Origin of the sequence: Thiolapillus sp. (genome assembly GCF_048562965.1) — a bacterium.
GTDB lineage: Bacteria > Pseudomonadota > Gammaproteobacteria > Chromatiales > Chromatiaceae > Thiolapillus > Thiolapillus brandeum_A.
Genome location: NZ_JBHNMF010000040.1, coordinates 1 through 14,572, shown reverse-complemented (window position 1 = coordinate 14,572; position 14,572 = coordinate 1). Strand labels below are relative to the sequence as shown.

Annotated in this window: 10 protein-coding genes; all 10 read right to left on the bottom strand. The window is 57.3% G+C overall.

Features of this window, described 5'->3' with window-relative positions:
• On the bottom strand, positions 1-130 hold a 130-nt coding region (locus ACOCD2_RS04185), incomplete at its 3' end, for a GTP-binding protein (protein WP_293672440.1).
• A 28-nt stretch (positions 131-158) separates the two neighbouring features.
• A complete protein-coding gene (gene fusA / locus ACOCD2_RS04180; RefSeq protein ID WP_293643733.1) occupies positions 159-2,249 on the bottom strand; it encodes an elongation factor G in 2,091 nt (696 codons plus the stop codon).
• Between the two features lie 57 nt (positions 2,250-2,306).
• Entirely contained in the window at positions 2,307-2,777 is a 471-nt protein-coding gene (gene rpsG / locus ACOCD2_RS04175) for a 30S ribosomal protein S7 (protein WP_293643731.1), read from the bottom strand.
• A 49-nt stretch (positions 2,778-2,826) separates the two neighbouring features.
• On the bottom strand, positions 2,827-3,201 hold the full coding sequence (gene rpsL, locus ACOCD2_RS04170; protein WP_293643729.1) for a 30S ribosomal protein S12: 375 nt from the start codon (positions 3,199-3,201) through the stop codon (positions 2,827-2,829).
• Positions 3,202-3,468: 267 nt separating this feature from the next.
• Positions 3,469-7,692, bottom strand: a complete 4,224-nt coding sequence (rpoC, locus tag ACOCD2_RS04165) for a DNA-directed RNA polymerase subunit beta' (RefSeq protein WP_293643727.1) — start codon at positions 7,690-7,692, stop codon at positions 3,469-3,471.
• 47 nt (positions 7,693-7,739) lie between these two features.
• Entirely contained in the window at positions 7,740-11,882 is a 4,143-nt protein-coding gene (gene rpoB, locus ACOCD2_RS04160; RefSeq protein WP_293643725.1) for a DNA-directed RNA polymerase subunit beta, read from the bottom strand.
• 150 nt (positions 11,883-12,032) lie between these two features.
• Complete coding sequence (gene rplL, locus ACOCD2_RS04155; RefSeq protein WP_293643723.1) at positions 12,033-12,413, bottom strand: 50S ribosomal protein L7/L12; 381 nt, start codon at positions 12,411-12,413, stop codon at positions 12,033-12,035.
• A gap of 52 nt (positions 12,414-12,465) precedes the next feature.
• Complete coding sequence (gene rplJ / locus ACOCD2_RS04150) at positions 12,466-12,993, bottom strand: 50S ribosomal protein L10 (protein ID WP_293643721.1); 528 nt, start codon at positions 12,991-12,993, stop codon at positions 12,466-12,468.
• 260 nt (positions 12,994-13,253) lie between these two features.
• Positions 13,254-13,949 (bottom strand): 50S ribosomal protein L1, encoded by a 696-nt coding sequence (rplA, locus tag ACOCD2_RS04145; protein WP_293643719.1) that lies wholly within the window; start codon positions 13,947-13,949, stop codon positions 13,254-13,256.
• 1 nt (position 13,950) lies between these two features.
• Positions 13,951-14,382: a 50S ribosomal protein L11 gene (gene rplK / locus ACOCD2_RS04140; protein WP_293643717.1), complete on the bottom strand. Its 432-nt coding sequence runs from the start codon at positions 14,380-14,382 to the stop codon at positions 13,951-13,953.
• Positions 14,383-14,572: the final 190 nt, after the last annotated feature.

The following is a 14,572-nucleotide window of genomic DNA, read 5'->3' as shown; positions in this document are numbered from 1 at the left end:
TCTCACCACCAAACTTCGCCGCCTGTACGGTCGTGATCGCCGCAGTCAGCGTGGTTTTACCGTGGTCTACGTGACCAATAGTGCCCACGTTTACATGGGGTTTGGTTCTTTCAAATTTTTCTTTAGACACTGTAGCTTACCTTTTCAACGAATCTGGATTACTTGTTTACGATGCTGTCCGCAATGCTCTGCGGCACTTCATTGTATTTGGAGAATTCCATGCTGTAGTTGGCGCGACCCTGTGTCGCACCGCGCAAGTCCGTTGCGTAACCGAACATGGATGAAAGCGGCACTTCCGCCTTGATGATCTTTCCCGCAGGACTGTCTTCCATGCCCTGGACCATTCCGCGGCGGCTGTTCAGGTCGCCGATAACGTCGCCCATGTACTCTTCCGGGGTGACTACCTCAACCTTCATGATGGGCTCGAGCAGCACGGGGTCCGCTTCCGCAACACCGTTCTTGAAGCCCATGGAACCGGCGATCTTGAATGCCTGCTCGTTGGAATCCACCTCATGGTAGGAACCGTCATAAAGTGTTGCCTTGATATCAACGACCGGATAGCCCGCGATAACACCACTTTGCATGGCTTCCTGGATACCTTTGTCAACAGCAGGGATGTATTCACGGGGAACCACACCACCGACGATATTGTTGACGAACTCGTAGTTCTCTTCGCTGTCGGTAAGCGGCTCGATCTTCAGCCAGACATGGCCGTACTGACCACGACCACCGGACTGACGCACAAACTTGCCTTCAGCCTCAACCGGCTTGCGAATGGTTTCGCGATAGGCCACCTGGGGAGCTCCCACGTTCGCCTCGACACTGAACTCACGCTTCATGCGATCGACGATGATATCCAGGTGCAGCTCACCCATACCTGAGATAATCGTCTGACCGGATTCTTCATCCGTATGCACGCGGAAAGAAGGATCTTCCTGGGCCAGTTTCTGCAGGGCGATGCCCATCTTTTCCTGGTCCGCCTTGGTCTTGGGCTCCACCGCTACGGAGATGACCGGCTCGGGGAATTCCATACGCTCGAGAACGATCTGCTCTTTCAGATCACACAGGGTGTCACCCGTGGTGACGTCCTTCAGGCCAACGGCTGCTGCAATATCACCGGCACGCACCTCCTTGATCTCCTCACGGGAGTTGGCGTGCATCTGCAGGATACGGCCCATACGCTCTTTCTTGCGTTTCACCGGGTTGTAGACACTGTCGCCAGCATTCACCACACCGGAATAGGCGCGGAAAAAGGTCAAGGTGCCCACAAAAGGGTCGGTGGCAATCTTGAATGCCAGCGCAGAGAAGGGTTCATCATCGGAAGCATGACGCACAGCCTCGGTACCGTCTTCCAGTTCACCTTTGATAGGCGGCACATCGACAGGGGAAGGCATGAGCTCGATAATCTTGTCGAGCATGGCCTGCACGCCCTTGTTCTTGAAGGCGGATCCCAGGGTCACCGGAGTAATCTCCAGATTCAGGGTGCGGATGCGTAAGCCTTCCATGATTTCGTCTTCGGTCAGCTCTTCGCCCTCGAGATACTTTTCCATCATCTCGTCATTGGCTTCGGCTGCAGCCTCGACCATGGTCGCACGCCATTCCTCGGCAACGTCCTGCATATCGGCCGGAATGTCTTCGTAATGGAAGTCCACACCCATATTTTCGTCACTCCAGACGATGGACTTCATCTTGATCAAGTCAATAACGCCGGAAAAATCCTCTTCCGCGCCGATGGGCACCTGAATGGGCACAGCATTGGCGCCCAGACGCTCCTTGAGCTGCTCAACCACACGGAAGAAGTTGGCACCCATGCGATCCATCTTGTTGACAAAGGCCATGCGCGGCACTTCGTAACGGTTGGCCTGGCGCCACACAGTCTCTGACTGAGGCTCGACACCGCCTACCGCACACAATACGAAAACGGCACCATCGAGTACGCGCAGGGAACGTTCCACTTCGATAGTGAAATCCACGTGCCCCGGCGTGTCGATAATGTTGATGCGGTGCTCAGGATAGTTGCCGGCCATCCCTTTCCAGAAACAGGTAGTGGCAGCCGAGGTGATGGTAATGCCCCGCTCCTGCTCCTGCTCCATCCAGTCCATGGTAGCCGCGCCATCGTGCACTTCACCAATCTTGTGAGAAACGCCTGTGTAATACAGCACGCGCTCAGTCGTGGTGGTCTTGCCCGCATCGATATGGGCCATAATGCCTACATTGCGGTATCTGTTAATAGGTGTGCTGCGTGCCACGGTTATGTCCGTCCTGAATAAATAAAACTGTAAAAGAGCCTGGAAGTATGAAAATTCTTACCAGCGGTAATGGGAGAAGGCCTTGTTGGCCTCTGCCATACGATGGGTGTCTTCTTTCTTCTTCACCGCAGTACCGCGGGAATCCGAAGCATCCATGAGTTCGCCGGCAAGACGGTCCGCCATGGATTTCTCGCTGCGCTTGCGTGCCGCCTCGATCAACCAGCGCATAGCCAGCGCGTTACGACGCAGGGGACGCACTTCCACGGGCACCTGGTAAGTGGCACCACCCACGCGGCGGGACTTGACCTCCACCACGGGACGCACGTTTTCCAGCGCCTGCTCGAGAGACTCCAGAGGATCCCCATCCTTTTTCTGCGCAATCTGATCCAGCGCACCGTACAGCACGCGTTCAGCAACAGACTTCTTTCCATCGACCATCACCATATTGATGAATTTGGCCAGGGTCAGACTTCCAAACTTGGGGTCCGGTAATATCTCGCGGCGGGCCGCTACTCTTCTTCTTGCCATGACGCTCTACTCTGTGATCCTGTGGTTAAAAACAATCAGCGCTGCTTTATCAGCTCTTTGGACGCTTGGCACCGTACTTGGAACGGCCCTGACGGCGAGATTCCACGCCCGAGGTATCCAGCGCACCGCGAACGACGTGATAGCGCACACCCGGCAAGTCCTTTACACGACCGCCGCGAATCAGCACCACGGAGTGCTCCTGCAGGTTGTGACCTTCACCACCGATGTAGGAAGTCACTTCATATCCATTGGTCAAACGAACACGCGCAACTTTCCGCAAAGCCGAGTTCGGCTTTTTCGGGGTGGTGGTATATACGCGAGTACAGACGCCACGACGCTGAGGACAGGCCTCCAGCGCAGGCACGTTACTCTTCTCCACAGCCCGTTTACGGGGCTTGCGCACCAACTGATTGATTGTAGCCATTAAATACAGTCTCCGGACGCCTCGGTCATCTTGCCGAAGCGCCAAAAATTCGTGCAGAGGACACCCCGTCCGATATAGCGGTGGACGGCATCATGCAGTCGAATCGGTTATTTTCGCCATGCGGCCTGGGCCGCGGAATTTTCAACAAGACCGGAGTTCAACTCCAGCCTCATGCGAAGACCGCGCATTTTAGAGATGCGCGGTCTTCGTGTCAAGCCTTGTTTCAATAAAATCTAATGAAACACTTCCGACGCGGCTGAAAGCCGATCAGGATTCCGCCTCAGAAGTATTCAGTGCTTCCTTGATGACCGCTTCCACTTCATCGCTGGCCATCTCTACCACGCCCTGTTCACCGGACAGCATATCTTCCTTGCGACGGCGCTTGCGCTCCTCATGGAAAGCCAGGCCGGTACCCGCGGGTATCAGTCGTCCAACGATGACATTTTCCTTCAGGCCATGCAGGCGATCCTCTGCTCCACGCACCGAAGCTTCTGTCAGCACGCGAGTGGTCTCCTGGAACGATGCTGCGGAAATGAAGGATTCAGTCGCAAGAGAAGCCTTGGTGATCCCCAACAGCAGGGGCTCCCAGGTTGCCGGCATTTCGTCTTTCTTGAGCACTTTCTCGTTCTCTTCCAGCACTCTGGATCGGGAGATCTGCTCCCCGCGCAACAGCTTGGTATCACCACCATCGACGATTTCAACCTTGCGCAGCATCTGGCGGATAATGACCTCGATGTGCTTGTCATTGATGCCTACACCCTGGAGGCGGTAAACATCCTGAATTTCCTGCACCAGGTATTCGGCCAGAGCGGTAACGCCACGCAGGCGCAGGATGTCATGGGGATTGAGCTCACCCTCGGCGATCACCTCACCCTTCTCGACGTGCTCACCCTCGAACACATCCACATGGCGCCACTTGGGAATCAGTGACTCTACCTGCTCGCCGTCGGCCATGGTGATCACCAGACGCTGCTTGCCCTTCGTGTCCTTGCCGAAACCGATGGTGCCGCTGGCTTCAGCCAGTATCGCGGACTCCTTGGGCTTGCGCGCTTCGAACAGGTCGGCAACGCGGGGCAAACCACCGGTGATATCACGGGTCTTGGAAGACTCCTGGGGAATCCTTGCCAATACATCACCGACACCCACTTCCGCACCGTCCTGCACACTGACCACAGCACCCGCCGGGAGCACATAGTTGGCGGGCAGTGTCGTGCCGGCGATATTGACATCGTTACCCTTGGCGTCGATCAATTTGATCACGGGACGCAGATCCTTGCCGCTGGTGGGCCGCTGTTTGGGATCCATGACCTCCAGGGAGGTCAGGCCGGTCACGTCGTCGGTCTTGGTCTGGACAGTGACACCATCCACGAAATCGACGAAACGCAGGATGCCCGCCATTTCGGTAACAACCGGGTGCGTATGCGGATCCCAGGTCGCCACCAGCTGACCGGCGGTGACTTCTTCGCCATCTTTTACCTGCAGTTCTGCGCCATAGGGCAACTTGTAGCGCTCACGCTCACTGCCGCGAGTATCGTGCACGATGATCTCACCGGAGCGGGAAACCGCCACCAGCTTGCCATCAGCGCGCTCTACCGTCTTGATGTTGCTCAGTGTCACGCTACCGGTATTCTTGACCTCGATACTGCTGACCGCAGCAGACCGCGAAGCAGCGCCACCGATGTGGAAGGTACGCATGGTCAGCTGGGTGCCGGGCTCACCGATGGACTGGGCCGCAACCACGCCCACCGCCTCACCGATATTGACACCGTGACCGCGACCGAGATCACGACCATAGCAGGCACCACAGATACCGTATTTGGCTTCACAACTGATTGCGGAGCGAACATAGACCTGGTCCACACCGTGTTCTTCGAGCATGTCCACCATGGCTTCGTCCAGCAGGACGCCTGCCTCGATCAGCACATCGTCGCTGCCAGGCTGGTACACTTCCTTGGCAGTAACCCGCCCCAGAATGCGCTCGCGCAGTGCTTCCACCACATCGCCGCCTTCGATGATGGGCTGCATGAGCAAGCCGTTTTCCGTACCACAATCTTCAGAAGTGATAACCAGATCCTGGGCCACATCCACCAGTCGGCGGGTGAGGTATCCGGAGTTGGCTGTTTTCAGCGCCGTATCTGCCAGACCCTTGCGTGCACCGTGGGTTGAGATGAAGTACTGCAGTACGTCTAGGCCTTCACGGAAGTTTGCTGTGATAGGGGTCTCGATGATGGAGCCGTCCGGCTTGGCCATCAGGCCCCGCATGCCGGCAAGCTGCCGAATCTGCGCCGCAGAACCCCGGGCGCCGGAATCGGCCATCATGAAGATGGAGTTGAAGGACGGCTGCTCGACCTCGTTACCGTCCTTGTCCACGACGATGTCCTTGCCCAGCTGATCCATCATGGCCTTGGCCACCTGGTCATTGGCATGGGACCAGATATCGATGACCTTGTTGTAGCGCTCACCATTGGTCACCAGACCAGAAGCGTACTGGTCCTCGATCTCCTTGACCTCTTTCTCGGCAGCCGCCAGCAGCACTTCCTTCTCTGCGGGCACGACCATGTCATCCGCACAGACGGACGCACCGGAGCGGGCCGCAAAGCGGAAGCCCGTGTACATGAGCTGGTCAGCAAATACCACGGTATCCTTGAGGCCCAGCTCCCGGTAACAGGTGTTGACCAGGCGGGAGATAGCCTTCTTGTTCAGCGTGGTATTCACCAACGCTTCGAAAGACAGGCGCTTGGGGATGATGTCCCACAGAATGGCGCGACCCACTGTCGTATCATAAATCGTCGACTGGGCGGCGAAACTGCCGTCCTCCTGCTTCACTTCTTCGTCGATACGCACCTTGACCTTGGCATGCAGCTCCGCCTGCCCTGTATCGTATACACGGTAGGCTTCGGCAATATTGGCCAGCATCATGCCTTCTCCCTTGGCATTGATGCGCTCACGGGTCATGTAGTACAGACCCAGCACCACGTCCTGGGTGGGCACGATGATGGGCTCACCGTTGGCAGCGGACAGGATGTTGTTGCTCGCCATCATCAGGGTGCGCGCTTCGAGCTGAGCTTCCAGGGAAAGCGGCACGTGCACGGCCATCTGGTCGCCGTCGAAGTCGGCGTTGAAGGCGGTACACACCAGAGGATGCAGCTGAATGGCCTTGCCCTCGATGAGCACGGGCTCGAACGCCTGGATGCCCAGGCGGTGCAGAGTGGGCGCCCGGTTGAGCATCACCGGATGTTCACGGATGACGTTCTCCAGGATGTCCCAGACTTCCGCCGCGCCACGATCAACCAGCTTCTTGGCTGCCTTGATGGTGGTGGCCAGTCCGCGGGACTGCAGCTTGGCGAAGATAAAGGGCTTGAACAGCTCCAGGGCCATGCGCTTGGGCAGGCCGCACTGGTGCAGTTTCAGGGTCGGGCCGACCACGATAACGGAGCGGCCGGAGTAGTCCACGCGCTTGCCCAGCAGGTTCTGACGGAAGCGGCCCTGCTTGCCCTTGATCATGTCAGCCAGGGATTTCAGGGGCCGCTTGTTGGTGCCGGTGATGGCGCGGCCACGGCGGCCGTTGTCCAGCAGGGCATCCACGGCTTCCTGCAGCATGCGCTTCTCGTTGCGCACGATGATATCCGGCGCGGTGAGTTCCAGCAGGCGCTTGAGGCGGTTGTTGCGGTTGATCACCCGGCGGTACAGGTCGTTCAGATCCGAAGTGGCGAAGCGGCCGCCATCCAGAGGGACCAGAGGACGCAGTTCCGGCGGCAGCACCGGCAGCACCTTGAGAATCATCCACTCGGAACGGTTACCGGATTCTTCCAGGGATTCGAGCAGCTTGAGACGCTTGGCGATCTTCTTGATCTTGGTCTCGGAATTGGTGGCGCCGATCTCTTCGCGCAGGCGCAGGATTTCCGCGGGAATATCCAGAGACAGGAGCAGTTCGTTGACGGCCTCGGCACCCATGCGGGCATCGAACTCGTCACCGTTCTCCTCGATGGCTTCGAGGTATTGCTCATCGTTCATGAGCTGGCCGCGTTCGAGCATGGTCATGCCGGGATCGATGACCACGTAGGATTCGAAGTACAGGATGCGCTCGATGCTCTTCAGGGTCATGTCCAGCAACAGGCCGATGCGTGAAGGCAGGGACTTGAGATACCAGATATGGGCCACCGGGCTGGCCAGTTCAATGTGGCCCATGCGCTCCCGGCGCACCTTGGACAGGGTCACTTCCACACCACATTTCTCGCAGACCACGCCGCGGTGCTTGAGGCGCTTGTACTTACCACACAGGCACTCATAGTCGTTGACCGGTCCGAATATCTTGGCGCAGAACAGACCTTCCCGTTCAGGCTTGAAGGTACGGTAGTTGATGGTCTCGGGCTTCTTCACCTCGCCAAAGGACCAGGACCGGATCATGTCCGGTGAGGCCAGACCAATACGAATGGCATCGAACTCTTCGTTCTGCCCCTGTTGCTTCAGAATCTTCAAAAGATCTTTCACGAATCTATCTCCGTTGTATCGCTGCTCGACTCAGAACGCAATGCGCCCTAGTCCTGCTCCAGCTCGATATTAATGCCCAGCGATTTCACTTCTTTCACCAGTACGTTGAAGGACTCGGGCATACCGGCCTCCATCTGGTGGTTACCGTCCACGATGTTCTTGTACATGCGGGTACGCCCGTTTACGTCATCAGACTTGACGGTAAGCATCTCCTGCAGGGTGTAGGCCGCGCCATAGGCTTCCAGGGCCCAGACTTCCATCTCACCGAAGCGCTGGCCACCGAACTGCGCCTTGCCTCCCAGCGGCTGCTGGGTAACCAGACTGTAGGGACCCGTGGAGCGGGCATGCATCTTGTCATCGACCAAGTGGTTGAGCTTGAGCATGTACATGTAGCCTACGGTGACGGGACGCTCGAACTGCTCACCGGTGCGACCGTCAAACAGCGTGCACTGACCGCTTTCCGGCAGGCCACCCAGCTTCAGCAGATGACGGATCTCTTCCTCGGTGGCGCCGTCGAATACCGGCGTTGCCATGGGAACACCGTTTCTCAGGTTGCCTGCCAGCTCGATGATCTCTTCATCGCTGAAAGACTTCAGATCTTCCTGCTTGCCGCTGAAGTTGTACACATCGTTCAGATACTTCCGCAACTGCGTGATCTTGGCCTGTGCATCCAGCATCTCGCCGATGCGCTCGCCCACTCCCTTGGCGGCAAAGCCCAGGTGCGTCTCCAGGATCTGACCGATGTTCATCCGCGAAGGTACACCCAGAGGGTTCAGAGCGATATCCACGGGACGGCCATTCTCATCGAAAGGCATGTCTTCCACGGGAACGATCTGGGAGATGACACCCTTATTACCGTGACGGCCCGCCATCTTGTCACCCGGCTGGATGCGACGCTTGATGGCCACGTAGACCTTGACCATCTTCAGCACGCCCGGCGCCAGGTCGTCACCGGTAGACAGCTTGCGCTTCTTGTCCTCGTAGTAGTCCCGGAACTTTTGACGCTGCTCCTCCACCTGCTTGCCGATGGCTTCGAGCTGCTGCTGCGCTTCTTCATTGCGCAGACGGATCTCGAACCACTGGATCTTTTCCAGGTCGGCCAAGTAAGCTTTCGTGATCTTGGCGCCCGCCTTGAGCTTGTTGGGTCCACCGTCAGCCACCTTGCCGGTGAGCATCTTCTCGACCCGGGCAAAGGTATCCTCTTCCATGATGCGCTGCTGGTCGGCGATATCCTTGCGGATGCGCTCCAGCTCGGCTTCCTGGATCTCCAGGGCCCGGGCATCCTTCTCCACGCCGTCGCGGGTGAAGACCTGCACGTCAATGACGGTACCGGAAACACCGGACTTGACCCGCAGAGAGGTATCCTTCACGTCGGAAGCCTTCTCGCCGAAGATGGCACGCAGGAGTTTTTCCTCGGGGGTAAGCTGCGTCTCGCCCTTGGGCGTGACCTTGCCTACCAGGATGTCGCCTTCCTTAACCTCAGCACCCACATAGACGATACCGGACTGATCCAGCTTCGCCAGGGCTGCTTCACCCACGTTGGGGATATCACCAGTGATCTCTTCCGAGCCCAGCTTGGTATCCCGGGCCTGGCAGGTCAACTCCTCAATGTGGATGGTGGTGAAACGGTCTTCCTTCACCACGTTCTCGGAAATGAGAATGGAGTCCTCGAAGTTGTAACCGTTCCACAGCATGAAGGCCACGCGCAGGTTCTGCCCCAGGGCCAGTTCGCCCATGTCCGTGGAAGGACCGTCGGCCATGACATCGCCGCGGGCAACCATATCGCCCACCATCACCAGTGGACGCTGGTTGATGCAGGTGTTCTGGTTGGAACGGGTGTATTTGGTCAGGTTGTAGATATCCACACCGGGTTCACCGGCGATGGTTTCATCGTCATTCACCCGTACAACGATACGGCTGGCATCCACGGATTCCACGGCACCACCACGCTTGGCGACCACGGTCACACCGGAATCCACAGCCACGTTGCGCTCGATACCTGTGCCTACCAGGGGCTTCTCGGCGCGCAGTGTCGGTACCGCCTGACGCTGCATGTTGGAGCCCATGAGGGCGCGGTTGGCATCGTCATGCTCCAGGAAGGGAATCAGGGCCGCCGCCACAGAGACGATCTGCTTGGGCGACACATCCATGTATTCCACCTTGTCCGGAGTGAACAGGGCGAATTCATTCTGATGGCGGCAGGAAACCAGGTCCTCGGTCAGCTTGCCGTTCTTGTCCAGGTCCGCACTCGCCTGGGCGATAACGAAACGCCCCTCTTCGATGGCAGACAGATAATGGATCTCGTCCGTGGCCTTGCCATCCTTCACCACACGGTATGGCGTTTCCAGGAAACCGTAACGGTTGGTCTTGGCGTACACGGCCAGGGAATTGATCAGGCCGATGTTGGGACCTTCAGGTGTCTCGATGGGACACACCCGGCCATAGTGCGTTGGGTGCACGTCGCGCACCTCGAATCCTGCACGCTCACGCGCCAGACCACCGGGGCCGAGCGCAGACACACGGCGCTTGTGGGTGATCTCGGACAGGGGGTTGTTCTGATCCATGAACTGGGACAGCTGGCTGGAGCCGAAGAATTCCTTGATGGCGGCTGATACCGGCTTGGCATTGATCATTTCCTGGGGCATGAGGCCTTCGGACTCGGCCAGGGTCAGACGTTCCTTGACCGCACGCTCCACCCGCACCAAGCCCACGCGGAACTGGTTCTCAGCCATTTCGCCCACGCATCGCACACGGCGGTTGCCGAGGTGGTCAATATCGTCTGTCGTACCCTTGCCGTCGCGAATATCCACCAGGGTCTTGAGCACATCGACGATATCGGATTTGTCCCCGTTGTCTGCAAACAGCTCCTTGGAGATGGCATCGTCACGCTGACTGAAATACTTGCCGTCATACAGGATACCCAGACCTTCAGTCTCTTCACGGCCCAGTCGGCGGTTGAACTTCATGCGGCCCACTGCAGACAGGTCATAACGCTCGTCGGTAAAGAACAGGTTATGGAACAGGTTCTGCGCAGCCTCTTTGGTGGGCGGCTCGCCGGGACGCATCATGCGGTAGATTTCCACCTGCGCTTCCAGGCGCGTGGAGGTGGGATCGAGGCGCAGGGTCTCGGAAATATAGGGGCCATGATCCAGGTCATTGGTGAACAGGGTCTTGAGTTCCTTGATACCCTTTTCCTGGATCGCTGCCACCATTTCCTCGGTGATTTCGTCATTCGCGGCCGCCAGCAGTTCGCCAGTTTCCGGATCCACGATGTCACGAGCCAGCGTCTTGCCTACCAGATACTCGGCAGGCACTTCCAGCTGGCTGACACCTTCCTTTTCCATGGCGCGGATATGGCGTGCGGTAATGCGTTTGCCCGCCTCGACGATCACCTTTCTGCCGGACTTGATGTCGAAGCCGGCGGTTTCACCCCGCAAACGGGCCGGGACGAGATCCAGCAGGATCTTGTCACCCTTCAGGGTAAAGGTATCTGTATCGAAGAAATAATCGAGAATTTCCTGAGTGTTGTAGCCCAGGGCGCGCAACAGTACGGTCGCCGGAATCTTGCGACGGCGGTCGATGCGCACGAATACCGCGTCCTTGGGATCGAATTCGAAATCCAGCCAGGAACCGCGGTAGGGGATCACCCGGGCGGAAAACAACAGCTTGCCGGATGAATGAGTCTTGCCCTTGTCGTGATCGAAGAACACGCCGGGGGAACGGTGCAGCTGGGATACGATGACCCGCTCTGTACCGTTGATGACAAAAGTGCCGGTATCCGTCATGAGCGGCAGTTCGCCCATGTAGATCTCCTGCTCCTTAACGTCCTTGATACGCTTCACATTGGCAGGAGCATCACGATCGTAGATGACCAGACGCACAAGCACACGCAGGGGTGCGGCATAGGTCACACCACGCAACTGGCATTCACGCACGTCGAACATGGGCTCACCAAGACGGTAGCTCACATACTCGAGTGCCGCACTGCCGTTATGACTGACGATGGGAAAAACCGAGCTGAACGCCGCATGCAATCCGTGCGCATCCCGCTCGTCCGGCTTTTTGTCCGCTTGCAGAAACTTGCGATAGGAATCGATCTGCGTCGCAAGGAGAAAGGGTATTTCGAGAACGCTGCCGCGTTTCGCAAAATCCTTACGGATGCGCTTTTTTTCAGTAAACGAATAGGCCATGCTTGCCTTCCCTCAGTGTAGTCCAGTCATTACCACCGGCTTCACGCCGGCCGCCCTTGCGGGCAAAATCTTACGCAAACAGGAAAAGGCCGACGGCATTGGAGCCGCCAGCCATTTCCGGCTTTGCGTAAACGCCAGCCAAGATCGGTCTTACTTGATCTCGACAGATGCGCCAGCTTCTTCCAGCGTTTTCTTCGCTTCTTCAGCTTCTTCCTTGCTTACGCCTTCCTTCAGTACAGAAGGAGTGCCTTCTACCGCGTCTTTGGCTTCTTTCAGGCCCAGACCGGTAATACCGCGAACGGCTTTGATTACACCAACCTTCTTGTCGCCAAAACCGGTCAGTACAACATCAAATTCGGTCTGCTCTTCAGCACCGGCGCCACCAGCGTCACCACCGGCAGCAGGCGCAGCGGCTACGGCTGCAGCTGCGGTCACACCAAATTTTTCTTCCATTGCCTCGATCAGCTCAACCACGTCCATGACGGACATGTTTGCGATGGCTTCGAGGATATCGTCTTTAGAAACTGCCATTTTCAGGGCTCCTACATATCTTCAAGTTAAAAGTGGGATTGGAGGACCGGCTTCAGCCAGCCTCCTTAGCGTCGCGAATTGCTGCTACCGTGCGTACCAGTTTGCCCGGAACTTCATTGAGCGTTGTAACCAGTTTCTGAACAGGCGCCAGCATGGTACCCATCAGCATACTGATTGCCTGGTCATAAGTAGGCATCTTCGCCAGAACACTGATTTCTGAAGGTTCAAGCAGTTTTCCGTTTATGGAAACCATCTTGACGATCAGCTCGTCGTGCTCTTTGGCGAAATCATTGATCACACGTGCGGCAGCGCCCGGATCCTCCTGAGAGAAAGCCAGCAGCAGAGGGCCTACAAAGCCCTCCTGCATACAGGCAAAATCCGTATCTTCCACAGCCCGCTTGGCCAGCGTGTTCTTGACCACGCGAAGATAGACACCGGAACCGCGCGCATCTTTGCGCAGTTGGGTGAGATCTTCCACGGTCAGACCACGGTACTCGGCGGCGATAGCGGAATACGCACTGCTCGCTACGTCAGCAACTTCGGCGACGATGGCTTTCTTTTGTTCAAGATTAAGTGCCAAAGTCGTCACCTCCCGACAACGATGAGGAACGGTTTCCCGTTCTCGATTACACCAGGAGTGAATAATCACTCCACCTATTTCCGGTGCCCGTTATCAGGATTCGCCCTGATTCCGGAGCCCCGTCTGCGCAGGTAGATTAAGCCTTCCGCCGTTTCCGGCAGCGAGGCACCTGCGGTCTTTGACGGCAGGCGATCTGTTGATCGCTGCCCCAAAGCCTTTTGTGCGACAGGTATTCTCCTGCCGCAACATTCTCTATTGAATCAGAGGCTCAGAGAACCCTGATCCAGTACGATCCCCGGACCCATGGTCGGGGAGACACTAATCTTCTTCAGATACACACCTTTGGCTGCGCTTGGCTTGGCCTTTTTCAGGTCTGCCAGCAGCGCTTCCAGATTTTCCTTCAGCGCGCCGGGCTCGAAACCGACTTTGCCGATGGAGGCATGAATAATTCCGTTCTTGTCCGTGCGGTAACGCACCTGACCGCCCTTGGCCTTCTTGAGCGCTTCGGCGACATCCGGCGTCACAGTACCCACCTTGGGGTTGGGCATCAGTCCACGGGGACCCAGTATCTGGCCCAGCTGACCCACGACACGCATGGCGTCCGGGCTGGCGATAACCACATCGAAATCCATGTTGCCTGCTTTCACCTGTTCTGCTAGGTCGTCCATTCCTACGATATCCGCACCTGCTTCTTTTGCGGCATCCGCATTGGGACCCTGGGTAAACACCGCAACACGAACAGTCTTGCCAGTGCCGTTGGGCAATACGGTAGCGCCACGTACAACCTGATCGGACTTACGCGGATCCACACCCAGATTGATGGCCACATCCACGGTTTCCGGAAATTTGACGCTGGATACTTCTTTGAGCAGACCAAACGCCTGCTCGGCATCATACTGCTTGGAGTGATCCACCTTTTCGGCGATCGCCTTCATGCGCTTGCTGAGTTTGGCCATTTTATACGCCCTCCGTATCGAGACCCATGCTGCGGGCAGTGCCCGCAATGGTGCGAACCGCAGCGTCCATATCGGCTGCCGTCAGATCAGGCTCTTTGGCTTTTGCAATGTCTTCCAGCTGCGCACGGGTGACTTTACCAACCTTCTCGGTATTGGGGCGACCACTGCCGGACTTGATGCCGGCGGCTTTCTTCAGCAGGATGGACGCAGGCGGCGTCTTCATCACAAAAGTGAAGGAACGGTCGGAATACACTGTAATCACAACAGGAACGGGCATGCCCTTTTCCTGGTTCTGTGTCTGGGCGTTGAACGCCTTGCAAAATTCCATGATGTTTACGCCATGCTGGCCCAAAGCGGGTCCAACAGGGGGACTGGGGTTGGCTTCCTGTGCGGGAACCTGAAGCTTGATATAGGCTTCGATCTTCTTGGCCATGATATACCTCTTTGTTTGGGTGCGAACGTCCGGGACTTTCACCCGGACTCCCCTTGTTTAGATGCCGGATTTAGATGCCGGAAAAGGGATATCCCAGACCGGCTTCACTTTTGCTTCGCGCCGCACGTCCTGTGCGGGACTAATAAACGCGCCTAAGCACGTTGCCGCCGGCATCACTGCCGGCTGTAAA

What these genes read in the sequence shown, in the direction of transcription:
- rplL (WP_293643723.1), bottom strand. Translation starts at nt 12,413, where the DNA reads ATGGCAGTTTCTAAAGACGATATCCTCGAAGCCATCGCAAACATGTCC.
- rplK (WP_293643717.1), bottom strand. Translation starts at nt 14,382, where the DNA reads ATGGCCAAGAAGATCGAAGCCTATATCAAGCTTCAGGTTCCCGCACAG.
- rpsG (WP_293643731.1), bottom strand. Translation starts at nt 2,777, where the DNA reads ATGGCAAGAAGAAGAGTAGCGGCCCGCCGCGAGATATTACCGGACCCC.
- rpsL (WP_293643729.1), bottom strand. Translation starts at nt 3,201, where the DNA reads ATGGCTACAATCAATCAGTTGGTGCGCAAGCCCCGTAAACGGGCTGTG.
- rplA (WP_293643719.1), bottom strand. Translation starts at nt 13,949, where the DNA reads ATGGCCAAACTCAGCAAGCGCATGAAGGCGATCGCCGAAAAGGTGGAT.
- rpoB (WP_293643725.1), bottom strand. Translation starts at nt 11,882, where the DNA reads ATGGCCTATTCGTTTACTGAAAAAAAGCGCATCCGTAAGGATTTTGCG.